The sequence below is a fragment of the Paenibacillus sp. EKM206P genome (assembly GCF_011066155.1).
Lineage (GTDB): Bacteria > Bacillota > Bacilli > Paenibacillales > Paenibacillaceae > Paenibacillus > Paenibacillus polymyxa_D.
Genome location: NZ_JAAMNQ010000002.1, coordinates 219,314 through 242,970, shown reverse-complemented (window position 1 = coordinate 242,970; position 23,657 = coordinate 219,314). Strand labels below are relative to the sequence as shown.

Genomic DNA, 23,657 nt, shown 5'->3' with positions numbered 1-23,657 from the left:
TTACAGATGACCCAAAGAGGACTTGCGTAAACTTTACGCAAGTCCTCTTGTCTTCGTGATGTCCATGCCTGTACTCTGGCCTTATTTATGCTTAACCCATTGCGCGCTATCCACCGGCCAAAAAATCACATCCGCACGGCCAACAATATCTTTAATAGAAACAAAGCCAATAGCACGACTATCCCTACTATTATTGCGGTGGTCGCCCATCACAAAAATATACCCCTCAGGTACCTTGGAATCGGTTATGGTTCCATTTGGAAAGTCCACATTGTTATATAGTTCTCCCTTGGCGTGCGCATCCTGAATAGCTCCCTGAATGTATGACTCTTCTACTTTCTTACCATTCACATAAAGATTGTCGCCTTGATACCGAATCGTATCCCCAGCCACCCCAATAACACGCTTAATAAAGTCTCTTTGTTCCTTTCTCACATGGAATACAACAACCTCACTCGGCTTGGGGTCACGAAAATCATAAATCATCTTGTTCACGACCACTCGTTCATCTGTCTTGAAATTCGGTTCCATGGACGCTCCCTCAACAATAAATGGCGCAAATAATAGCCAACGTATAATGAACACGAGCACAATGGCTACAATAATGGCCTTAAGCCAATCGATCATCTCCTTTTTCACTCTTGGCTGCTTTTCCTGCAATTGTTCGACAGTTGAATCTGTCAAATGATTTCCACTCTCCATGCGCTAAAACCACCCTTTCCCACAGTCTTCATTCCTATTATATGTATAATGTTTAAGTATAATCAAATTTTCCCAGTCTGACAAAAGTGCATTTTTAGTTGAAACAAAAGTGTGAACTTTTTTTCACAACATTAAAAAAACAGTAAAAAACTGTTGATGCAAACGTTAACATATATTACACTGTGCATATACTTCATAGAGCGTATTAGACATAGGTTAGATCAATCTGTCACCCCAGGAGGTGTCCTGTTTTTACTGGTAAGACAGCATGAGCCACTTTTATATATGCTATCTTCTTTTAAAATAAGAACTCAAATGAGGAGGAATTTACATGTTTAAACGGAATGATCGTCCAAAAAACGGATTTAACGCTCTAAGACTCAGTGTTTCTTTTGTTTTCGCCTCTTCTTGTATTATTGGAACCGCTTACGCAGATACGTTACCCAACGACACCCCTTCTTCCGCACTCACAGAAGAGGCAGTTAGTACAACTGACTCAACCACCGTCTCCACAACGTTAGCGGCAGGAGATTTGTATGTGGCGCCAAATGGTAACGTGTCCAATCCGGGCACCATATCTAGTCCTACCACACTCGAAGCAGCTCTTACACAAATTGCTCCTGGTAAAACCATTTACCTGCGCGGTGGCAACTACACCTACTCCTCAACGATTACAATTCAGCGTGAAAATAGCGGCAATAACGGCTCACTCAAAGGGTTGGTCGCTTACGGTAGTGAAAAGCCGGTACTTGATTTCTCTGCTCAAGCCTTTGGTTCAGCCAATCGTGGACTTCAGCTTAACGGAGACTTTTGGCTGGTAAAGGGCCTTGAAGTAAAGGGTGCCGGAGATAATGGTATCTATATCGGCGGTAGCAATAACCGAATCGAAAACGTGGAAACCCACCACAACCGGGATACTGGACTTCAGCTCGGGCGTTACTCTCCTAACGCTTCCACTAGTGAGTGGCCTTCGAATAATTTGATTTTGAATTCTTACTCTCATGATAACGCTGATCCCGATAATGGTGAGGATGCCGATGGCTTCGCGGCCAAATTGACTGTAGGATCAGGCAATGTGTTTGATAACTGCTTGGCTGCGTACAACGTAGACGATGGTTGGGATTTGTATAGCAAAACAGAAACAGGCCCTATCGGTGAGGTAACCATCCTGAACAGTGTGGCCCACCACAACGGGCAGACCGCAGATGGAACGTCTACCGCGAACAGCGACGGCAATGGCTTTAAGCTGGGTGGAGACAAAATCAAAGTCAACCATATTGTGAAAAACAGTATTGCTTTCCAGAACAAAAAACACGGCTTCACCTACAATAGCAACCCCGGCAGCATTACGTTGACCAATAATACCTCGTGGGACAATGGACAAAGTAATTTTGCTTTTGACAAGGGTGATCACGTGTTCATTAACAATCTTTCCTTTGAGGGAAGCGCCAGTGACAAAACAAGCGGTACAGATCAAGACAACTCTAGCGTTTGGTGGAAAAACAAAAAATCGACGAATGCCAAAGGTCTGGTAGTCAGTGCAGACGACTTTGTTAGTCTCACGCCTTCTATCACTCGAGGTGCAGACGGTTCCATCCAGCTAGGTGATTTCCTTAAGCTGGCCAAAGGGAGCGATCTGATCGGCTCGGGTACTCCGAGCGGAAAAAATATAGGGGCACGTTAAAAGCCCCGCTTAATCAGGACGCCCTGGCCCATCTACCAACTTAGACAATTCTGCATAATATAGCGACCGGTGATTGTCCTCATAACCAGACAAAATATGAGGTGAACAGATCATGGAACGAAGAATCACACTGAAACATACACTCGCCTATGGAAGCGGTAACATGCTGGGAAGTGGCGCACTTGCGATTAGCGGTGCATGGTTAATGTACTTTTATACAACCTTTTGCGGACTGTCTCCCGTTCAGGCCGCGGCCATTTTCTCTGTTGCTAGCATCATAGATGCAGTCAGCAATCCGGTCATGGGCTTTATCAGCGATAACTTTCACCGGACCCGCTTGGGCCGTAAATTCGGCAGACGACGCTTTTTCATCATGATGGGTATCCCGCTGATGCTCGTGTATCCGATGCTTTGGGTAGATGGGTTGGGTTTCTGGTATTACCTGAGTACTTATGTGCTGTTTGAACTGGTGTATACCTCTGTCATGGTGCCGTATGAAGCACTGGCGTCAGAGATGACCCGCGACTTCGGCGCACGCTCCAGATTAACTGGATGGAAGGCCATGTTTGGCAAAATTGCCAATTTTGCCGCCGCTTTTATCCCTGGTCGCTTTATTGCTGAGTATGGCAAAGACTCTCCATTGCCTTTCTTTTATACCGGTCTCGTTTTTGCAGCTATTTTGCTGATTGCGATGGCATTCTTGTACAAAAACTCCTGGGAACGTCCAAGTGAGGAACTGCAAAAGGAACTGGAAGGTGAAGCTCCGCTTTCCTTTATAGATTCGATGAAAAAGTTGTTTATCGACATTTCCTCTACCTTCCGGGTCAAGACGTTCCGTCATCATCTCGGGATGTACCTGGGCGGCTTTTCAGCTGAGTGGCTGTTTACTTCTGCTTTTACGTACTTTATTGTCTTCTCCTTGTTTCAAAGCTCGGAGATGGTATCCAATCTGAATAGCTTTAACTCTGTCATTCAATTGATTTCTACCTATTTCTTCATCCAATTCTGTGTGCGTAAAGGATTCCGTATGCCTTTCATTGCCGCCCTCGTTGTCGTTTGCTTTAGCGTAGCAGGTTATGGCCTGCTCTATATGACGGGAGCCTCTAATACGATGGTATGGCTATATGTCATCACACTGTTCATGGGACTTGGTACAGGGGGCGTCTACTATATCCCTTGGAATCAATATACGTTCCTTGCCGATGTGGATGAAGCGTTGACTGGCCGTCGCCGGGAAGGAATTTATGCAGGTATGATGACTTTTGCCGGAAAAATGGTGCGGGCCGTTGTCGTCTTCATTCTCGGCTGGGTGTTACAGCATTTTGGCTTTGTATCCGGGGCTGATAGTCAGCCCGTCGCTGCTCAGCACGCCATCTTTTATGTACTCGTAGTTGGTACCATCGTTCTTGCGATCATCGGTATGATTGCTTCTGTCGTGATGAAGCTGGATATTGACAGCCACAAGAAGCTAATCGCCGAAATTGACCGCCTCAAAAACGGTGGCTCCATGAAATCAGCTAAACCGGAAGCCCGGAAGGTATTCGAGGAACTGACAGGTTTCCATTACGATCGGTGCTGGGGTAACAATAACGTGGGCTTCAAGAACAAACCCGTTGACCCTAAGACACACACTCCATCTATGTAACAACAATAACAATTACAGATTAAACATTTACTAAAGAGGTGACTGTATCATGGCAAATCCAACATCACAACCAACCACCAGTCCTACAAAAACAGATTCTTGGGCTGTACGTATGAGCGATTCCGTTCTACAACGGAGCCCGGAATTTTACGAAAAATGGGAATATGACCATGGCGTGATTTACAGAGGTCTGGAATGGGTTGGCGAACTGACAGGCGATCCCAAGTACATGGAATTTATAAAAAAACATATGGATCATTTTGTTGACGATAATGGCGTAATTCAGCGCTATAAAGTAGATGAGTACAATATTGACCACGTGAATAACGGCAAGCTGCTCTTCTCTCTGTATCGTGCCACAGAAGATGAACGATACAAAAAGGCAGCCTACCAATTACGCAGTCAGTTGGAAAAACACCCACGCACAAGCGAGGGCGCATTCTGGCATAAGCAAATTTATCCGTATCAAATTTGGCTCGACGGCTTGTACATGGGTGCCCCGTTCTACGCTGAATTTATCCGCGAATTCGGAGATCCGTCAGAGTTTGACGATGTGACCCTACAATTCAAGCTTTGCTACAAGCATACGCGTGATCCTGAAACGGGTCTGCTCTACCATGCTTGGGATGAGAAGGGTGAGCAGCATTGGTGCAACCCGGAAACAGGCTGTTCCAAAAATTTCTGGGGACGCTCGATGGGTTGGTTCGTTATGGCACTCGTTGACGTGCTGGACTATATTCCAGAGGATCATGCAGACCGTCCTGTCCTGATCGATATGCTGACGGAAACACTGGAAGCCCTGCTGAAAGTGCGTGATAAAGAAAGTGGAGTCTTTTATCAAGTGCTCAACCTGGGCCATGTGAAAGGCAACTATCTGGAGGCTTCAGCTTCCTGCATGATTCTCTATGCTATTGCCAAGGGCGTTCGCAAAGGCTATCTGCCAGAGCAATATCGTCAAGAGGCAGAAATCATCCGTAAGGGTATTATCGATGAATTTATCACGATCACTGAAGAAGGACTCGTGAATCTGAACAAAACGGTGCAAGTAAGCGGTTTGGGTGGTAAAGATCGTCGGGACGGTACCTTCGCTTACTATATCAGCGAGCCGATTATAACCAACGATCCCAAAGGTATCGGAGCTTTCATTCAGGCGATGGGTGAAGCAGAACGCATCTAAAATACGCGAACGATATACCTTAATAGCAAAAAGGACGGTGGCCATCAGCCCCGTCCTTTTCTCATTTATGCCTATCTTACTTACTTCATAACTTTAAATTCATATCCCTGTTTCTTCAGATATTCTATGATTTGCGGCAATGCTTTGGCTGTTTCTTCTTTACCATAGGTGTCATGCATGAGTATAATTGCTTTTTCTCGACCTTTGACTGACCTTATAAACTGGTTGATTAGTGCCGGTGCTTTCTTGGATCTTCCCTCTGCATCCTTCGTTAATACATTCCAGTCCACCTGATGGTAATCCTTTTGAATTAAAACCTTATCCAGAGCAGCCATTCCCTGTGGATCTCTTCTGTTCCATGTCATGTGCCCCCCAGGGAAGCGGATCATTCTGGTGGAGAATTCTGGCCCCAGAATACTTTTTAGAACCTGATTGTTCTTCTCGATCTCCTGCATAACATGATCCGTATTTACTCGTCTGTTCGGATATAAATATTTATAATTATGTGAGTACGTATGGTTTCCTATCGCGTGACCCTCTTTGACAATTCTTTTGATAAGGTTCCTGGTATGCTCATTTTCATTGGCTTCTTTACCTACAATAAAAAAAGTTGCCTTGACCTTCTGCTTTTTCAGAATATCCAATATCTGAGGTGTGACCGTCACGGATGGTCCGTCATCAAAGGATAAGTAGGCCACTTTTTTACCATCAGCTCCATCGGGCATTTGTCCTAGCATTTGCTGATTTAAATATTTTTCAACAAAGGCACCGTCTTCTACATCGGGATCGTTTTTTGGAGAGGCCGCTTTACCCTTTGCCCCTGCGCTGGATTTAACGTTTGATGATCCGGAATCCGTTTTTTTAGCAAGCTCCTGGGTCGGCGCGTGTGGCTTACTATCCGAAACCTTTATCGCAATGAAAGTAATGCAGCCTGCCACAAATAATATAATAGCAATCAGTATCAGCCTTCTTCTGTTCCTCTTCAAGCGGTGCTCACTTGTTCTACTATGTGAATAGCCCTTTTCCATTAGCTTATGTACCTCCACACTAAAATAAGAAAAACCACCGGATCAGGGTGGATGTACACACCTTAGAATGGACATTGGAAAAACCCTTAGGTTTAAGCCGGTGAAAATTTAGGGATGCACTTCAACCAGAGGACAACCTACTCCCGGTGGCTTTCTTGTCTTGCATTTGCATAATTACGAGTATCATTGCAGTTTATTACGATTGTTTCGTTAGGACCTGAGCTAACAAGGACGCATAAGCTTTAGCACCTTTAGGTTTTAAATGTACTCCGTCATGCTCGAAATATGAATTTTTACCAGAGCTTGCTGCATACCAGTCAATCATTGTAATTCGTGGGTCTTGGGATGCAGCTTCGGCAAGATGCTTGTTCACAATACTCTCCCATGGCCGAGGCACACGGGTATTCACGAGTATAATACGCTTCGTATCCTTCAGACTGGCGAGCAAATTCGCCAACTGATCCTTGGTGAAAGCGCCGTTCGTGCCCAGCTCAATGATAACTGTCTTACCTAGCTGTCCGTTCTGTCTTAGCTGCTCCAGTACGGCAGGCGCTTCGGCCATCTGACGACCGATCCGCCCATCTACAACAGCTCCCGGGAAGGATTCCTGAAGGTACGACTGTACATCCAACATGACAGAGTCTCCAATGGCGGTCACACTCGACCCATCACCTGTCATAGGCGTATCTTCTTTGGGTTTGTCCGAAGGTTCCGACGGTTTCGTAACATCATCCGTAGTACCAGCCTGGACCGCCGTGTTTTTAGGCGTCTGGGCTTGAGACGGGGCTGGGGTCTGCGCCTTGCTGCCCTCGGATCCTTGCAGCTTGGTGGCTTGGGGCTCCTTGGAAGCCACGGATACCGTTCCGTGAAGTGGCGGCATCGCCTTTGCCTTTGCGACTGGCTTCTCATCACTTGATGCCGCCTGAATCGTTGCATCAGGAGAAGCCACGTACAGGTGGACGGTACCCATGAGAATACCTGCAAAAAGCACAGCCGCTGTAGTTGTAGGCATCCATCTCCACCGCGCCTGTCTACGAACCGCTGAACGGATTTCTGTAATCCAGTGGCGGAATCCCCCATGGCGAATCGGCTCCTCGATATATTTAAACGAGAGAGACGCCAACAATACGGTAGCTAGCAATTGTAAAATGGTACGCGTCACATGTACGCCATCGGTATCTACTTGAGGCGTCGTTAGCGTAATAACCGGAAAATGCCACAGATACAGACCGTAGGAACGGGCTCCAATCCAGCGTAGCGGCTTGATTCCAAGGAGACGACCAAGGTGGCTTACCGGATGAGCCACCGCTGCGACCACAATAGCAGTGACCAAGGCTATGCCCAGCAGGCCGCCCCGGTACAGAGATGGGTCGTATTCATTCGAGGCCCACGCCCAGTGACAAAGCAGCAGCAAGCTTATCGCACCGATGCTGTCCAGAAGCATACGCGCCTTAGCAGAAGCTTGCTCTTTCAGCTTGCCGCTTGGCCACACCAAGGCCAACGCTGCACCAATTAGTAAAGCAAATCCACGCGTATCCGTGCCGTAATACACCCGGCTCGGGTCGCTTCCCGGTACGTAAATCACGGCCATCAGGAGCGCAGATATTAACGCCAGACAAGTCACCCAGCCTGCGAGCACAATACGCTTGGGCATGAATTTTAGCCCGAGCGCCAGCAGTAAAGGCCACAGGATATAAAACTGCTCCTCCACCGCCAGTGACCACAGATGCCCAAGCGGAGAAGGGGGGCCGAAACTTTCAAAATACGAAACCTGATGGAAAATAAACCACCAATTACTCATATACACCAATGCTGCAGGAACATCTCCGCGCAAGGCCGTTAGCCGTGACGGATCGAAGAGCAACGAGCACAGGACGATGACAGCCACAACCGTCAACATGGCAGGCAGCAACCTTCTGGCACGACGCAGCCAGAAATCTTTCATTTTAAAACTATGATATGTATCCCACTGACTAACCAAAATATCTGTAATCAGATACCCCGACAACGTAAAAAACACGCCTACACCCAACAAACCACCCGGCAACCAATCCGGATTCAGATGATACACAATGACTGCGATGACCGCCAGCGCTCTTAAACCATCCAAACCTGGCATATAACGACGTTGTGACGACAACCGATTAGACTTCATTTCAGCCGCCGTCCTTCTTGCAAATTCAAGCTCCCTGTCTGTTTCAATGCTCTTCTGCCCTTTCCCTCTCCTGCACATCGTCTGTGCGATGCCTTGTAGCCTTTTCATTCATTATATAAAACTTCATAATCGTAATGATTTCATTGAAGTTAAAATTAATGACAATGTTTTTATTATATCATTCCTTTCCACAGTTAGGTAACCACTGATAGATATACAAAAAAAGGCATCTCTTCCCTTAGGAAGAAAATGCCTCTTTATTCGGATTCTATTCTCTTAAAATTTGATGATACCTGAGGTATGAAGGAAGACCAACAACATCAGGATCGGTGCAACATACCGAAGACCGAATAACCAAACATTGAACCAGAAGGGTTTGATGTTCGCATGCTCAGCCGCAGTCTTCCAGTAGTAACCTGTGAATATAACAATCAACAAACCGCCTAACGGTAAGAAGATGTTGGACGCGGTGAAATCTACGAAATCAAAGAATGATTTATCCCCCACTTTTAACTCTGGCACCAGCCCCATGGACAATGCAGAAGGGACACCCAGCATCAAGCACAGGACCGATACGACGATAACCGAGCGAACCCGGCTCCAACGCATACGCTCCATGACATAGGCTACTGGAACTTCCAGCAAGGATACCATAGAACCTAACGCAGCAACCGCCAGCAGTACGAAGAACAAACCGCCGAAGAATGCACCAAAAGGCATTGCCGAGAAAGCAGCCGGTAAAGCAATGAAAACCAACGATGGTCCTTGAGCTGGATTAATTCCGAAGGAGAAGGTTGTAGGGAAAATAATCATACCTGCGATAAACGCATAGATTAAATCTCCACCACCAACGGCCAGCATGGCTCCACCCAGGGATTGACGGCGATCCACATATGCACCGTACGTGATCATAATCCCCATCCCAAGTGAGAGTGAGAAGAAGGCATGTCCCAAAGCAACCAATGCAGACTCTATACTTAGCTTAGAGAAGTCAGGATTCAGAAAGAAGGATACGCCCGCACCAGAGCCTGGCAGCATAAGAGCGTTAATCATCAACACGAGCAGCAGAATGACCTTGGCAGGAATCAAAATTTTATTGAACTTTTCAATCCCGTTCGATACCCCAAGAGTAACCACGACTGCTGTAAATGCAAAAACAACTAACAGCCAAACCAACGGCGCATAGCCGGAGGAAAAAGAAGCGAACTGTCCAGCAAAATCATTATTTGAAAACAGATTTCCGCTAAATGCCTCTACGGCATAATGCAGTGTCCAGCCTCCTACAATGGCATAGAACGACAAGATAACAAACGGTACGATAACAAACATGATGCTCATCTTGCCCCAAATCGGATGACCGCCTACTTTTACCATTGCAGAAGCAGCACTTCCTCGACCTGCACGACCAAGCGCAAGCTCTGCTAAAAGTACAGGCAAACCAACAAGCAACAGGCAGACAATAAACAATAAGAAAAATGCAGCTCCGCCATATTGTCCTGTAATATACGGAAATTTCCAAATATTACCTAGTCCTGCCGCACTTCCGATCGCCGCCAATATAAATCCAGCTGACGAGAAGCGTTCATTTTTATCAGACAGGCTATTCTGCCCCTTGCTCAAATTCATTATATCCCCCTCATTCTCTCTACTTACGCATAAACATGAGCATGCGCACATAAATAATTTTTACTCATTATAGCGTAAGTAGGATGTAAGGTCATGCATAATTTTTCACTATTACCGGATTTATTTTCATAATGTTCGGTATCTACACAATACAACAGAAAACTACATTTTTTCTTCAACTTCCTTCTTTATAATGGTCTCTCCCATGCGATTGGATACTTTTTGGTAAATATACGAAATCGCCAACAGTACAACACCAAAAGAGAAGTAGGCTACAATCGTGCTTCCTGTCGTTAATAGATGCAGATCATACAACAGCAGCTTACCTGTCGACAGCAAGGTCAAGCCCAATCCAAATCTGCGAATGTAGACCACTCGCTTGAGGAAGCCGTATACAATATACAAAATGGCCAGTAGCAAATATACCAGACTGAACACAAGACCAGCATCCCCCAGGCGGAACTGAACTCCGAGGAAGGCGGTTATGATGCCCAGCAAATATACACCCATAATGACCGGATACAACTCATTACTTCTATAATGTCGGGTCATCAGTGCGTTCAGGAAATCCCTGCTGCTGAAGAATACCAGCACATTAAAGGCTGCGAGTACCACCAGCGCCACATAATCAGCAGCCGTATTTTGCGCATAATTTTCATGCAAAGTTGGAATCGCTACGGTGGCCACCAGTGCCAGCGCATAGCCTATGACGTACAACGCCAAGCTGTAGTATTTAATCACCCGATCGTACAGCAGCTTCACTTTAGGCAGGAAATAAGCCAACACCAGCGATACGCAGGTGTACAACAATACTTTGTACAAGGTGTAATGGGCAAACTCGTCGGATACAACGATGTTATACCAATGCCCGGCTTCATACAAAAGGTAGAAATACACGTTCACCAAAGCTACATATTTAAATCCTTGCATGATATGCATTTCGTACAACCGATTGTTTTTGAAAGCATTCGGACGGCTAAATTCAATCGCATAGAAGACGGTAACGACCAACATTCCCAGTGTAATGAGCGTATATTTGAGTCCAAAATAATCCGTCTCAAATCCTGACAACAGATATATAGGGAAATCGACGAAAAAGAATGCGCCCAGACACAGTAATAAAATGCCCCAGCCAGCTCGTTCCAATTCCTTCAACCGGTAACGGTGGCCATATAATGTAAGAAGAACCGCTTCGATCAACCACCCCATGGATAACCATCTAACTCCAAACTGGAACGGAATCATAAGGATGGCAAAGGTCAACGAAGTCGCATAAAATAATATTTTGGTTTGTTTCTCCTCTGGAATATATCGACGGACCCATTGTCCCAGACCCCCGTACACCAAGCAAAAGACGAGAGCCAACAAGCCTTTATAATCATCCAGGCCTGCATCGCCGAACAGAGAATACAGAACGGAACAGCTCACGACTGTATTCAGAGCCAATAGGGAGAAATCCAGCCATGACAGTTTTGTTTTTAAACGGAACGGCACCCACAGTGTCATCCCGAGGTACATCGCAAATGTAATGACTGCATACAGCATGCTCGCTACGGCGCTTTCCGATAACCACGCCAGCACAATCATCAAGGGCGTATTAAGCAAAAAGCTGATATATTGCACGACGACCCACCGTTTGCGGAAGGATACAAGCAGAATCAGCAAGTTTAACAGGAACAAATAGCCCATGGCGATATACACGGCGTTCCCTTCCAGCCCGTTCGCTGCCATATAGGAAAAGAGCGGAAGATATCCCCCTACTAAACCAAAAGAGCATATCGTTCGGGATTCATACCTTAATGACAGTAGCACAGCGGTCACTGTAACGAGTACGGACAAGCCTATGCCTGTATACATTCCTATGATTTCTAACAAAAAGTAGCTGTAAAAAATCGATCCGTACAGTACAGAAATACCGCCGCCCAAAATACCGAGCGCAAAGGTCTGCTTCTGCTTGCGGTACAGCCATTCGCCGCCGCCCAGCATCAGCGCTCCTAGCAGAAAGAAGGCAACGCCCTTCATATTTCCTGTAAACCAGTTCGAGTATGAGTATTTAAATGCGGCTCCCACACCCAATATAATGAGCAAAATCCCCAGCTTGTTGATCCAGTTCAAGCCTAACTTCATTTCAAACTGATTTTGCTTCATGCGCTTCTGCATCGTTTCTTCGCTGATCTCTTCTTCTCCGAACTGCTGGAACTCGCTTGCCGTCTGATGAAGCAATTTGCGCTCGGCCTCCTGAAACCGCCTGCGTTGCTCCATGATTCGGTCTCGAATCTCCTCTGAGAACAGTCGTAATCGGGCGACGATCTCGTCCTGATCTTCTTTAAGCTCATGCGTAGTTTGCTGAATAAGCTGGTCCACTCGGTTTTTAGCCCCATATTCAAAGGATGTCAGCCGATTTTCCCCTTCTGTGGTTCTGGAAGCAAAATAGGTCTCCAGCTTTTCACGCGAAATGCGAATCATATTCGCCTTTTCGCTCAGCATTTGCTCCGTCAGCGCAGTGCGCAATTTTCCATTTTCCTGCTCAATATGTCGTACTCGCTCTTCCAAGTGAATGCAGCGAGCCTGATAATCCTCGAACTTTTTTCGCAGAACCTCATTCTCCAAAATGATATCTGAGGCTTCATAGTCTGCGATTAATGTTTGATACTCCTTGAGCAGCTTGTTCTGTTCTTGGCGGATCGTATGTAAACGATCTTTAAAATCCTCCATGTTCTCCTCCATCGCTGTCCATTTTGGTAATCATTACATTTTACATGAAATTAAAAAGGCATTATAGAGACTATAGCCTATTTTGAGCGTTAAATTGGGGCTTTTACTTAAATTTTCTTCCAGTTTCATCATCACAGAAAAAGCAGGACGGATATACATAAGAAATAAAGCCTACCTTTTCCCTTCGCAAACATGAAACCCAAATTGAAAGGAGATATACATGTATTCAATAAGCGGCACTATAGCTTTGATAGCAAGCATGTCCATGTTTTGGATTTTATACGATTTGAGAGTCAGCCACTCTGTAGGCTATAATGATGCCTTTTACTTATTTCCACTTATTTAATTACGCTGTGTATTTATTTTTATTGGAAAGATCACGATGAAAAAAGGAAGAACCCCGTAGGATTCTTCCTTACACAAAATTAATACTTTTTCATGAAAGTCGTCACAGACTTTAGAGCTTTCTGCATGTCACTTAAAATTAGCTTTCTTATTTTTTGTAATGAGTTTAAATTTTAACGATTGTTATTCTTCCTTAACATAAGTACGTCATATGCAATAATTACTTTGGTTTTATCTGTAGCCTCTGGAACATTGTAAACCACTTCATTTTGACTGAAGTTTCTTTACAAATAATTCATCCTTCGTTTTGATTCTGTCAGGATGACTGAGAGGGGTAAAAGAAGTGATGAATATTGATAATCTCCAAAAGTTGATGTGCGCAACCTTTTGGATTATAATAATCATGTTTATATTTTTTGGATTTATTACATAAAATTATAAAGGGTGATGACAATGAATAGGGCTGCGACAGGAACAATATTTTGTTTTATATCTGCTATGTTGTATTCTTCTTATTATCTTTGTGCAGCAATTACAGGAGCCGGGCAGTTAAATCCTTTTTATGCTCCGTTTGGTTCTTTAAAAGTTTTTGCCGTAATGGCTTTGATTATTGGAGTAGCTTACTTAATTATAAGTGAATATGGATATTTGAAAAAAAAGAAGAAGGCCTAGGCCTTCTTCTTTTACATTATAACTTAATTACTAGAGCCTTCTTTCTACTACTGTGACTACACCTTGTACTTTACCACCCGCAAGTTTAACAGGGGTTTTAATGGTAACATTTTTGAGACGCTCTAATACCGTGCCCACATAATTATAACCAACCAGGTCCCCTCTAACTACTTTATAAATAGGGGTGAATTGTAGTTTCGCTTGATATCCAGGCTGAACAGTTAGAGAACTATTATAAAGATGGGTTTCAGTAGTCGACCAGCCACCTCCTAGAACTTGAGTTACTGCGTCATTCCATTTAACGGAAATGGTCATATTCGCACTCCACGAAAAACTTTTTGACCAACCTACCATTTGCGTTAATGTGGTGGTTTTACTTGAATTTTTAATATAGTCAGTTATATCGGTTTTCTGATCTACTTGTAATTGTTGAGGATAATATGCGGATTGAATTAATTTACGCTTAAAAACAAAGTCAAGACCAGTATCAGCCATTGGACTAATCCTATTTCCGCTATCATAAACTTGAGCTGTGACTGTCTGTGGCTGTTCTTGAGAAAGGAGCTTTTGATACTCATTTAACGAGATTTCTTCCAAACCATTCTCTGTAGTTATGTAGGCTTTAACTACTTCGGGCTGTGAAGTAGCTGACTCACTAACAGCAATATTAGAATTAGTTACCTCAGCATTTGCAACAGATACAACCGGAACAGAAATAAGAGCTAATGATAGAGCAAACAACGCAATACTTTTCTTTTTCAAAGTAATCCCTCCAATAATATTATTTTATAGAAACTTTTTTTGCATAGAAACTTACAAAAAAAGTGACTAACAACGCTAATAAATATGTGAGTATGTAATGTTATATAATCGAGCAAAAAGTAGAGTGAAGAAATTTGCATGAGAAACCATATATACAAAAATATTGAATTATTATTATAAATTTTAATTAAAGTAAATATTTACAATAATGATTGTATCACAAAACTTCTATTTTCCTACCATAAAATTCAATAATCCCCTATAAATGAGTCCCCTCTCCTAGATAGCTAACCTTCCAAAGCTTTTAACAAGATGGAATTTCCATTTCCTTTAGGTCAAAGGATAGATTTTACTGGTCATTGGTTGGTTTTTGAAATTAATATATGCATCAATTCTTACCTATACCTCAAAATTTATTACATTTTATGACATGTTAATGTATTTTTCTCTTAAAAAAGCCATTATATAGAATGATTATATTAGTTAGATGAGAGGAGGAATAGTTTTGCATACAATGTCTCTGAAAGTATGATGTGGTCAGGTTACACCAGTTGGGTCTGCTTCCTGGTCTGGAACATACGGTTGTACTGATTAATCAGTTCATCCAAAAACATAGACTGCTCCAGCACACAGGCATGTCCGAAACCATATAGTTCATAAAGCTCATGCAATCGTTGACGGGCATCTTCCAACTGTTGGTTTAACGTTTCATCTGGATTCATAGCGCATTCCCTCCTAATGAATCTCATTTTAGGTTGGAATGTGGAAATATGGATCGCTATTTTAGCAATCAAAAAGTCAGCATAATATAACAAAAAAAGACCAGCGTCTAGGCTGGTCAATAGTAATGAATTAGTGCTCGGATCAAGCTGTGCCAACGTGGTCTTGCGGTTTGAATGTGCCAAGGGTAGGATCTTTAGCTTGAACTGGTAGTACGAGTACCAGTACAAAGCTAGCTGCTACCAAGAGCAAAGCCATCTTTCTGATCATTTTCTTTCCACACCTCCTGGTAAGTAGTATGAAACTGAGCCAATATTTCAGGAGCGGCGTATGCCCTGAAGCAGTCAAATAAACCTGCACAATTGGCAATAAGTAGTACATGATTAATTGTACCAGCTTTTTCTAAAGCGTCTAATAAACATTTGAAACCATATAAATATCTTCCTTTATTTAGACTGTACTTAGCCATCTTGTACCAAAACCGTGCACGCTGTTGCAATAAAAATGGATCAACAGAAGATGGTTCCTGATACGCCCAAATTTTAGATTCAAAACGCTGGAGGATATGATCCACATCAATATGATAGCGATTGGCTGCTTCAATGACGTTTAAGAGCTCGTTAAAAATATGTTTCTCACCAGCTATATATTCTACGTAATCCGGCAGGACACTCACATCTCCCGACATCAGCTTGTTCACATAAGTATTAATTTTCGCCCATCGCTGAAATTGACCCAACCAATGGAGCGTATCCGGGTCATTTTCCTTGACCCAGCTTAGATCAGCATAGCCCCGAAGATGTGCTAATGCCTGCTCATGATTTCCCTTCGCATCACAGGCATGAGCACACATCAATTCGGCGTAAGCTATGTATACAAACAGCGGCCTGCTTAGCTTCTTTTGTGGTTCTTTTTCCTTGCGCTCAGAGTTATGAACCATGTCATAGTGTATTCCACCTAGCTGTCCCATCTGTTTTGCATACTTATATACCTTGTCCCACTGGCTCAATGCTCTGTATACATTCGCCAAATCTTTCAGCGCATCCAGTTGATCGACTTCATGCAAACGATGGACGAATGATTCAAATTTGGCCGCTGCGTCGAAATTGAGATTCTGGTCTTTTCCTATCGCAATAGTGAACAAGCGATAGTGGCAGAGTGCAAGTCGTTCCGAATGCTGCTGTTTTTCGCCCTCGGCGACGTTTTCATAAAGATAAGCCGCCGCTTCCCGATAACCTTGTTCAAAGCAATTCTCGGCTAACTCAAAAAGGTGAGGAAGATAACCCGGATTATCCAGCAGCACACTTACTACTTTTTTCAAACAGTCTACACGCTGAAACTGCACACACCGATACAAGAATGGACTAATTCTTCGCCAGTTTAGCGGCGCATCTATAGTGCATTCTTCCACATATCTTTCATAGAAATGGTCTGTTGGTAAATTCATTCCTAACGTAATGCGATCCAATTGGTGCACCGAAATGGAGCGATTGCCTGTTACAATGCCGCTTACTGTACCCGGATTCATGCCAGCAATGTGTCCAAACTCGGTCATACTCAAGCCTTCTTGTTTTAGGTATCTTTCTAATTCTGCTCTAATCGTAGGTGTGATTTCCATGAATAAACCACCCTTTCAGCGTGAACTATAATACGATACAAATTTTTTAAAAAAATATATTTTGGAAACTTATAATATAATAAAAGTTTTGACTATCCTGATAATACCACCTTTTGCAATAACAATAAATACTTCTATTTTATTGCTTTTCATCTTGGTAATAGGAGGTCTTTTGGAAATGCCTCATGTAAAAATGACAAAAAACTTAGACCCTACAGGGCGCTTAGTCATTCCCAAGGAAATCCTGTATACGTGCGGTATTTTTCACGGTCATTCTATTGAATTTTTTGCAGATGAAAAGACGGGCACGCTATTACTACAAAGACACTACGGTCAGTCTTGTCATTTTTGTCTCTCTACCGAAAAATTAAGTGATTTTAAAGGCTTTCTGATATGTAAAAATTGCCACTATATGCTCAAGATCGTATTTATGCGTGTACAAGTCTTTCAACCCAAAGAGATCATGTCCCAACTTCTTTTAGATTTGTATGAAAGCCATCCACATGCTACACAACAGCAATATGCTGGCATATTGGGTATCTCAGAAGCTCGCATAAGCCAGCTTATACAACAAGTGTTCGATCAGACAAGTGCCCAACTGGAGGAATGAGCTTTGCCAAGTCAGATGAAGAAGGAGGAAATCATATGAAAAATACAGGTATGACTCGCTCTTTAGATTCGTTAGAACGAATCGTTATTCCTAAAGAAATGCGGATGTCTATGGGGATCGATGTTGGCGATCCTATAGAATTTTATATGGATATCGAAACGGGTTTTTTGAGTATGCGAAAGTATACCGGAGTCGCTTGTAACCTATGTAATGCTGACGAAGGTCTGACCTATTTTAGGGATTCACTTTTATGTAAAACCTGTATACAAGAGTTAAAAGAAAATATAGGCGTTAGCCGCACTCCTGCTCCAATGGTTAAGAAACCTGCGCAGAAAGGAAAGAGAGTACACCAATCATCAAAAAAATTAATCCAACGCCTAAGGGAACTTCTGCATGAACATCCCCATGCCAAGCAGGGTGAATATGCACAATGGCTTGGCGTGTCACAAGGCCGTATATCCCAGCTTAAAAAGTTGTTGTAGCTTGATTACCCTGCCGAAAATCCGTATACTAACAAAAAAGCAAACGATATTATGCCTATGAAGAGCATCCAACTCGGAGGCGTTTACGCCAAGGACCATACGTTAGCGTAGGATATGGCGATATGTACCTAAGTAAACCGGACCCGCCCGTTACAGCGGAGCAAAGTGGATTGGAGAGTCATGACATCTGTCATGCTGTCCGGTCAATTTGGGTGGCACCGCGAGATCAAAGCGCTCCTCGTCCCATATGGATGAGGGCGCTTTTTGTATTTTTATCCGAAAAGGAGTGCGGTGTCATGTTGGATATCAAATGGATCAGAGAGCATCAAGAACAGGTTCAGACGGCAGCAGACGGCAAAGGAATACAAGTATCGGTCGCAGAGCTGTTGACTCTGGATGAGCGGAGAAAACAGCTGCTTCAGGAAGTGGAACAGCTTCGGCAGAAGCGAAATCAGTGTAGTCAGGATATTGGTGCGCTAATCCATGCTGGTAAGAGTGAGCAGGCCGAAGGAGCAAAGCATCAGGTCAAAGAAATTAACGGACAGCTAGATCTTCTGGAAGCCCCGCAACAGGAAGTAGAGGAACAGTTTCAACAGCTTTTGCTTCTGATGCCTAATATCGTATCGCCAGATACACCACGGGGGAGATCAGATGAGGATAATGTAGAGCTGGAGAGGGTTGGAACGGTTCCAAACTTCGGATTTGAGCCAAAGGATCACATGGCGCTTGGTGAGCTTCACAAGCTTATCGACGTCCCTCGGGGTGTCAAAACAGCCGGTACCCGTAACTACTATCTGACGGGAGCAGGGGTTGCATTGCATCGGGCTGTGCAGCAGCTTGCGGTGGATCTGCTGACTGAACGCGGATTCCAGTTGCTGGACGTTCCACTGATGGTACGTGCAGAGGCGATGCGCAGCACTGGTTTCTTCCCGCTCGGACTGGATCAGACGTACCGCATCACAGGAGAGGATCAGTGGCTTGTAGGCACTTCGGAAGTGCCGCTGGTCTCGTATTACAGCGGTGAGATCGTGGATGTTACGGACCCGATTCGGCTGGCAGCCGTGTCCGTATGCTTCCGCAATGAGGTCGGCTCGGCCGGAAGGGATGTGCACGGACTGTATCGTGTGCACCAGTTTGCCAAGGTCGAGCAGGTCATCATCTGTGAAGCCAGTCTGGACGCTTCAGAGCAGATGTTTCAGGAGATTACGCGCAATGCGGAGGACCTGCTTCAACTGCTGGAACTGCCCTACCGTAAGATGGCTGTCTGTACAGGCGACATGGCGCAAAAAACCTACAAGCAGGTGGACATTGAGACATGGATGCCCAGCCGTCAAGCTTACGGCGAGACACATTCGTCGTCGCAACTGCTTGATTTTCAGGCGCGTCGTTCCAACATCCGCTACCGTAATGCGGACGGCAAGCTGCGATATTGTTACACGCTCAACAACACAGCGGTTGCTTCGCCCCGGATTTTGATTCCGTTGCTGGAGCATCACCAGCAAGAGGACGGTTCGATCCGTATTCCGGAGGCTTTACGTCCATATATGCCGCGAGGTATGGAATTTTTGCGTACTCCCTTGTTATGAAAACAGGAGTGCACTTTGAAAAGTAGTACCCCATGAGCAGGATTTCCCATTGTATCATCGCAAAAAAGACGAAGGACAAATATCCTTCGTCTTTTTGATGTTTCATTGTGTCATTGTGCTTCTGCTTCCCAAGCGCTGGCAGGGCCAAAGAATTCATAGTGGATATCCGAAGCAGGGATATTCCACTCCTTCAACAGGCCGTATACCGATTGCATGAATCCCTCAGGGCCGCAAAAGTAATATTGTGCGTTACGTTCCGGTATCACGGATTGCAACCAGGCCAGATCCAAACGACCTTCCTTGTGAAAAGCCTGTGCCAGCCGATCTTGCTCCGTTGGTCTGCTGTAACACCAACGAACTGCAGCCTGTGCATGTGTGGCGACCAGCTTTTCCACCTCATTGCGCAGAGCATGGTTATCTCCGTTGACTGCTGCGTGGACAAAGGTGACAGGCCGATGCGGAGCAGATTTCACCAAGGAAGCCAGCATACTGACCATTGGGGTTAGCCCGACCCCGCCGCTGATCAGCACGACAGGTCTGCGATCTGCCCGATCCAGCGTAAAATCACCCGCCGGTGCAGATACCTGAAGCACATCGCCCTCTTGTACCTGCTCATGCAGATATACGGATACTTTACCTGCCGGACGTGACTCTACGGCATCCTCGCGCTTTACAGATATCCGGTAGTGGGATTGGCCCGGTGCATCCGAAAGGCTGTATTGACGAATATGGGTATTATGTTCGCCCGGAATTTCCATTTTTAAGCTGATATATTGCCCAGGCTCGAATTCAGGCAGCACCTGTCCATCCTGCGGCACCAAATAAAAGGACGTAATTTGGTCGCTTTCCTTAACCTTTTTCTGCACAACAAAGCTCTTAAAGTCTGACCAGCCTCCCTGCTGCTGTCCAGCCTCCTTGTACATTTCAGCTTCCATGTCTATAAATACATTAGCGATCACACCATAGGCCTCAGCCCATGCGGCAATGATCTCGTCTGTAGCCGCATCTCCCAGTACGTCTTTGATCGCAGCGAGCAGATATTTTCCGACAATTGGATAATGCTCGGGCTTAATTCCCAAACTGCGATGCTTATGTGCAATCTGACGTACCACCGGAATAATTTCCTCCAGACGGTCAATGTGCTGTGCAGCTGCGTATACAGCATTGGCCAGCGCCCCTTGTTGACGTCCTTGCTTCTGATTCGCGTGATTGAATATATTGAGAAGCTCGGGATGGGCCTCAAACATCATCTGGTAAAAACGCTTGGTGATTGTAGTGCCATGTACCTCCAAAACAGGTACAGTCGATTTGATCGTTGCAATGGTTTGCTCACTTAGCATCTTTGTATCCCTCTTCTCTCCAAAATTAGATCAACAAAGGATGTATCAACATATGCCCCATTTGTTAATCCTCAATTTAAAGCAAGTATACCCAACTAAAGTAACCGTTTATGTGATTCTAGTCACTTTAAATTTGAATTATCCGAAAATGTCAATGACAAAACGCACATTTAAAAACAATTCCGATATAACGAACGTACTTTCCCCTAACAACAGTTTCACCATTCTAAAGACTTCAATTTATTCCACTTGTAAACGCTTCCAATTGGGATAAAATCGAAGATGAGGTGCCGGACAAGCCGTTCCGGCCCATCCTATCCGTGTTAAAGGAGGCAGATGATATCGTGAAGTGGATCCACAGCAGCAAATGGTTAGCCGCATGGATTTGTATCCTGTTCGCAGTGTCCAGTGCGGGTCTTCAACCCGACGTAGCCCATGCCCATACAACAGGAGTTACGCAAGCAACCTACGGGACCGAAGTGAACCAGGCGCTGAATGGTTTGGACGTCGCCAATGCCGAACTATCCCTGAGCGCAACAGCAAGCACGGCCATTACGAACGGAACGGATTGGAAAGACACCGCAGGTAACCCCATTCAGGCGAACAGCGGTAATATCCTAAAAGTAGGTTCCACTTATTATTGGTACGGCGAGCACGCCGAAAACTGGAAATTTGAAAAAGTGAACGTGTATACCTCAACCGATTTGAAAAATTGGTCCTTCCGCAGCACTATTCTCACCAAGGATTCCGCCCCTGAGCTAAATTCGAGCAAAATCGAGCGTCCCAAAGTCATCTACAACAAAACCACCGGAAAATATGTATTATGGGCGCACTATGAAAATGGCACGGACTACTCCCTAGGTCGTGTAGCCGTCGCTACCAGCGATACACCCGACGGAAATTTTGCCTACCAAGGCAGCTTTCGCCCGCTGAATTACGAATCTCGTGATATGACGGTGTTCACGGATACTGACGGTAGCGGCTACCTTATTACAGCTTCCCGTAAAAATGGCGGCGCCAACGATACGATGGCGATCTTCAAGCTGACAGCTGATTATACGGGCGTGCAGTCGTTTGTTGGCTGGATTTTTGAAAATGGCTATCGCGAAGCTCCTGCTGTTGTGAAAAAGAACAACACCTACTACCTGTTCACCTCGCAGGCATCCGGCTGGTATCCGAATCAGGGCGCTTACGCAACCGCCAGTTCCATGACGGGAAGCTGGTCTGCTCTATCGCCCTTCGGTGATCCGGCGGCTTATGGATCGCAAATCCACTCCATCGCCACGATTACGGGTAGCGCGGGAACCAGCTACATCTATATGGGCGACCGCTGGAACCCGCTCAATCTGAGCGACCACAAATTCATCTGGTTGCCACTAACTCTGAATGACGCCAACAAAACAGCAACCCTGAACTGGTACAGTAGCTGGGATCTGGATGCTGCGACAGGCGCAGTAATTCTACCGTCCCTTGTGAATCATGCACAGGGCAAAACAGCGACTGCTAGCTCAGCCGCATCCGGTTCTCCAGCTTCACTGGCGAACGATGGCAACGCCCAAACCTCGTGGAAGGCTACTTCCGCATCCTGGCCTGCATGGTGGCAGGTCGATTTGGGCAGTTCCAAGACCATCCGCGAAGTGGGTATTTCATGGTTTATGTACAAAGGATCTGAAGCGTATTACAAATACAAAATTGAATACAGCATGGATGGAGTCAACTACTCCACGATTGATCGCACAGGTAATACCACATATGGTTTTACCAGTGACAAAGTCAATTTTCAAGCTCGCTACGTGCGAATCAACCTTGTAAATGCAGTGCTATTCAATAATCCGAACAACTGGTATACCCCGACAGTGCATGAAGTCAGATTGCTTGGCCATTAACTTGCTTCATTAAAAAGAACATGACAGGAGAATCCCATATCAAATAGGCTTCTTCTGCCATGCTTGCTTTACCACCTGTTTCGTACTCATTCGCTCAACGTATCCGATTTACTGTGGTAAACACAAATTTATCATACCGATGCCGTGAGAATGAGTATTCAAACGGTATACCCGTATCCAGATAACCTACCTGCTCAATTTCTAAAACCGGATCATCCACACCACAGTCCAAATACTCCCAATCTAGCTCAGTCGACTTGGACGCGCGGATGGTACGATGTGAACTGACAATATTAAGGCCCAGCTCCTCCTTAATATGTTTGTACACTGAGCCGTGCAACACCTGCTCGGTAATACCGCTGATCAGCTTGGTAGGCATGTATGTGCGCTCTATCACATAGGGCTCGCCCTCTACAATACGCAGACGGACGACATGATACACAGGAGAATTGGCATCAATAAATAGATGCGCCGCTACCTCTTCAGATGGAAATTGAACGTCAAACGCTATGATTTTACTTTTGATTTCTTTCCCGCGCAGTACGTTTGTCAGCCCCAGCATTTCATTCACAACGACATTAACCGGGACATTGTAGACCGATTTGACGATAAAGGTTCCGTGTCCTCTTTTACGATTCAACAGCCCTTCCGACACCAACGTATCCAATGCCCGCTTAATCGTCATCCGACTTACCCGGAACTCACTGGCCAGTGAAATTTCATCGGGAATCGGATCATCACTGCTATAGGTCTTATCTATAATACGCTTCTTGACCTCTTGTGCAATCCGTTCGTATTTATTCATCTGTCTACCACCTGTACTAAAATTTGTTTTATGTCAGCATTTTACCAAAAACATCGGTAGCGCTGGTTCTTTTGGTTCTGCAGGCGGGGACATCGAGGT

18 protein-coding genes are annotated in these 23,657 nt (G+C 44.9%); 8 read left to right on the top strand and 10 right to left on the bottom strand.

Going from position 1 to position 23,657, the window contains the following annotated elements; genetic code table 11:
• Positions 1 to 81: 81 nt before the first annotated feature.
• A complete protein-coding gene (gene lepB, locus G9G53_RS04820; RefSeq protein WP_165145728.1) occupies positions 82 to 702 on the bottom strand; it encodes a signal peptidase I in 621 nt (206 codons plus the stop codon).
• A gap of 331 nt (positions 703 to 1,033) precedes the next feature.
• Between lepB and G9G53_RS04815 the strand changes: the two genes are divergently transcribed.
• The 3 genes from G9G53_RS04815 to G9G53_RS04805 all read left to right on the top strand — a co-directional run bounded on the left by G9G53_RS04815 (position 1,034) and on the right by G9G53_RS04805 (position 5,208).
• Positions 1,034 to 2,386: a right-handed parallel beta-helix repeat-containing protein gene (locus G9G53_RS04815; RefSeq protein WP_165145725.1), complete on the top strand. Its 1,353-nt coding sequence runs from the start codon at positions 1,034 to 1,036 to the stop codon at positions 2,384 to 2,386.
• 112 nt (positions 2,387 to 2,498) lie between these two features.
• Entirely contained in the window at positions 2,499 to 4,031 is a 1,533-nt protein-coding gene (locus G9G53_RS04810) for an MFS transporter (protein ID WP_165145722.1), read from the top strand.
• A gap of 49 nt (positions 4,032 to 4,080) precedes the next feature.
• Positions 4,081 to 5,208: a glycoside hydrolase family 88/105 protein gene (locus tag G9G53_RS04805; RefSeq protein ID WP_165145719.1), complete on the top strand. Its 1,128-nt coding sequence runs from the start codon at positions 4,081 to 4,083 to the stop codon at positions 5,206 to 5,208.
• A gap of 80 nt (positions 5,209 to 5,288) precedes the next feature.
• On the opposite strand, the gene G9G53_RS04800 is transcribed toward G9G53_RS04805, so the two are convergent.
• The 4 genes from G9G53_RS04800 to G9G53_RS04785 all read right to left on the bottom strand — a co-directional run bounded on the left by G9G53_RS04800 (position 5,289) and on the right by G9G53_RS04785 (position 12,732).
• Positions 5,289 to 6,236, bottom strand: coding sequence for a polysaccharide deacetylase family protein (locus G9G53_RS04800; protein WP_029518762.1), 948 nt, complete (start codon positions 6,234 to 6,236; stop codon positions 5,289 to 5,291).
• Positions 6,237 to 6,432: 196 nt separating this feature from the next.
• Positions 6,433 to 8,499, bottom strand: a complete 2,067-nt coding sequence (locus tag G9G53_RS04795; RefSeq protein WP_165145716.1) for an acyltransferase family protein — start codon at positions 8,497 to 8,499, stop codon at positions 6,433 to 6,435.
• A gap of 168 nt (positions 8,500 to 8,667) precedes the next feature.
• Complete coding sequence (locus G9G53_RS04790) at positions 8,668 to 10,017, bottom strand: sodium-dependent transporter (protein WP_013312591.1); 1,350 nt, start codon at positions 10,015 to 10,017, stop codon at positions 8,668 to 8,670.
• Positions 10,018 to 10,179: 162 nt separating this feature from the next.
• Complete coding sequence (locus tag G9G53_RS04785; RefSeq protein ID WP_165145713.1) at positions 10,180 to 12,732, bottom strand: DUF2339 domain-containing protein; 2,553 nt, start codon at positions 12,730 to 12,732, stop codon at positions 10,180 to 10,182.
• Positions 12,733 to 13,530: 798 nt separating this feature from the next.
• On the opposite strand from G9G53_RS04785, the gene G9G53_RS04780 reads away from it, so the two are divergent.
• Complete coding sequence (locus G9G53_RS04780; RefSeq protein ID WP_061829527.1) at positions 13,531 to 13,749, top strand: hypothetical protein; 219 nt, start codon at positions 13,531 to 13,533, stop codon at positions 13,747 to 13,749.
• 30 nt (positions 13,750 to 13,779) lie between these two features.
• Here the strand turns inward: G9G53_RS04780 and G9G53_RS04775 are convergent, their stop codons facing one another.
• From G9G53_RS04775 to G9G53_RS04765, 3 genes are all read right to left on the bottom strand, one after another.
• Positions 13,780 to 14,511 carry a hypothetical protein gene (locus tag G9G53_RS04775; protein ID WP_165145711.1) on the bottom strand — a complete coding sequence of 244 codons (732 nt, stop codon included), beginning with the start codon at positions 14,509 to 14,511 and terminating at the stop codon, positions 13,780 to 13,782.
• A 542-nt stretch (positions 14,512 to 15,053) separates the two neighbouring features.
• Positions 15,054 to 15,233, bottom strand: a complete 180-nt coding sequence (locus G9G53_RS04770; RefSeq protein ID WP_165145708.1) for an aspartyl-phosphate phosphatase Spo0E family protein — start codon at positions 15,231 to 15,233, stop codon at positions 15,054 to 15,056.
• Positions 15,234 to 15,463: 230 nt separating this feature from the next.
• Positions 15,464 to 16,849, bottom strand: coding sequence for a helix-turn-helix domain-containing protein (locus tag G9G53_RS04765; RefSeq protein ID WP_165145705.1), 1,386 nt, complete (start codon positions 16,847 to 16,849; stop codon positions 15,464 to 15,466).
• 178 nt (positions 16,850 to 17,027) lie between these two features.
• On the opposite strand from G9G53_RS04765, the gene G9G53_RS26205 reads away from it, so the two are divergent.
• The 3 genes from G9G53_RS26205 (at position 17,028) to serS (ending at position 19,527) form a co-directional block, all read left to right on the top strand.
• The gene (locus tag G9G53_RS26205; RefSeq protein ID WP_185156343.1) at positions 17,028 to 17,459 is read left to right on the top strand and encodes an AbrB/MazE/SpoVT family DNA-binding domain-containing protein; all 432 of its coding nucleotides are present in this window, start codon (positions 17,028 to 17,030) and stop codon (positions 17,457 to 17,459) included.
• 35 nt (positions 17,460 to 17,494) lie between these two features.
• Positions 17,495 to 17,941, top strand: coding sequence for an AbrB/MazE/SpoVT family DNA-binding domain-containing protein (locus G9G53_RS04755; RefSeq protein WP_165145702.1), 447 nt, complete (start codon positions 17,495 to 17,497; stop codon positions 17,939 to 17,941).
• Positions 17,942 to 18,237: 296 nt separating this feature from the next.
• The gene (gene serS / locus G9G53_RS04750; RefSeq protein WP_069012253.1) at positions 18,238 to 19,527 is read left to right on the top strand and encodes a serine--tRNA ligase; all 1,290 of its coding nucleotides are present in this window, start codon (positions 18,238 to 18,240) and stop codon (positions 19,525 to 19,527) included.
• A 110-nt stretch (positions 19,528 to 19,637) separates the two neighbouring features.
• On the opposite strand, the gene hmpA is transcribed toward serS, so the two are convergent.
• Positions 19,638 to 20,867 (bottom strand): NO-inducible flavohemoprotein, encoded by a 1,230-nt coding sequence (gene hmpA / locus G9G53_RS04745; protein WP_069012254.1) that lies wholly within the window; start codon positions 20,865 to 20,867, stop codon positions 19,638 to 19,640.
• A 344-nt stretch (positions 20,868 to 21,211) separates the two neighbouring features.
• Here hmpA and G9G53_RS04740 point away from each other — a divergent pair, with 344 nt between their 5' ends.
• Complete coding sequence (locus G9G53_RS04740) at positions 21,212 to 22,753, top strand: family 43 glycosylhydrolase (RefSeq protein ID WP_165145683.1); 1,542 nt, start codon at positions 21,212 to 21,214, stop codon at positions 22,751 to 22,753.
• Positions 22,754 to 22,847: 94 nt separating this feature from the next.
• Here the strand turns inward: G9G53_RS04740 and G9G53_RS04735 are convergent, their stop codons facing one another.
• Positions 22,848 to 23,558: a GntR family transcriptional regulator gene (locus G9G53_RS04735; RefSeq protein WP_029518770.1), complete on the bottom strand. Its 711-nt coding sequence runs from the start codon at positions 23,556 to 23,558 to the stop codon at positions 22,848 to 22,850.
• Positions 23,559 to 23,657: the final 99 nt, after the last annotated feature.

Coding starts and splice junctions, on each gene's coding strand:
- G9G53_RS04815 (WP_165145725.1), top strand. CDS start 1,034: ATGTTTAAACGGAATGATCGTCCAAAAAACGGATTTAACGCTCTAAGA.
- G9G53_RS04790 (WP_013312591.1), bottom strand. CDS start 10,017: ATGAATTTGAGCAAGGGGCAGAATAGCCTGTCTGATAAAAATGAACGC.
- hmpA (WP_069012254.1), bottom strand. CDS start 20,867: ATGCTAAGTGAGCAAACCATTGCAACGATCAAATCGACTGTACCTGTT.
- G9G53_RS04770 (WP_165145708.1), bottom strand. CDS start 15,233: ATGAATCCAGATGAAACGTTAAACCAACAGTTGGAAGATGCCCGTCAA.
- G9G53_RS04800 (WP_029518762.1), bottom strand. CDS start 6,236: ATGGAAAAGGGCTATTCACATAGTAGAACAAGTGAGCACCGCTTGAAG.
- lepB (WP_165145728.1), bottom strand. CDS start 702: ATGGAGAGTGGAAATCATTTGACAGATTCAACTGTCGAACAATTGCAG.
- G9G53_RS26205 (WP_185156343.1), top strand. CDS start 17,028: ATGCCTCATGTAAAAATGACAAAAAACTTAGACCCTACAGGGCGCTTA.
- G9G53_RS04780 (WP_061829527.1), top strand. CDS start 13,531: ATGAATAGGGCTGCGACAGGAACAATATTTTGTTTTATATCTGCTATG.
- G9G53_RS04805 (WP_165145719.1), top strand. CDS start 4,081: ATGGCAAATCCAACATCACAACCAACCACCAGTCCTACAAAAACAGAT.
- G9G53_RS04765 (WP_165145705.1), bottom strand. CDS start 16,849: ATGGAAATCACACCTACGATTAGAGCAGAATTAGAAAGATACCTAAAA.
- G9G53_RS04810 (WP_165145722.1), top strand. CDS start 2,499: ATGGAACGAAGAATCACACTGAAACATACACTCGCCTATGGAAGCGGT.
- G9G53_RS04795 (WP_165145716.1), bottom strand. CDS start 8,499: ATGAAAAGGCTACAAGGCATCGCACAGACGATGTGCAGGAGAGGGAAA.
- G9G53_RS04735 (WP_029518770.1), bottom strand. CDS start 23,558: ATGAATAAATACGAACGGATTGCACAAGAGGTCAAGAAGCGTATTATA.
- G9G53_RS04785 (WP_165145713.1), bottom strand. CDS start 12,732: ATGGAGGATTTTAAAGATCGTTTACATACGATCCGCCAAGAACAGAAC.
- G9G53_RS04755 (WP_165145702.1), top strand. CDS start 17,495: ATGAAAAATACAGGTATGACTCGCTCTTTAGATTCGTTAGAACGAATC.
- serS (WP_069012253.1), top strand. CDS start 18,238: ATGTTGGATATCAAATGGATCAGAGAGCATCAAGAACAGGTTCAGACG.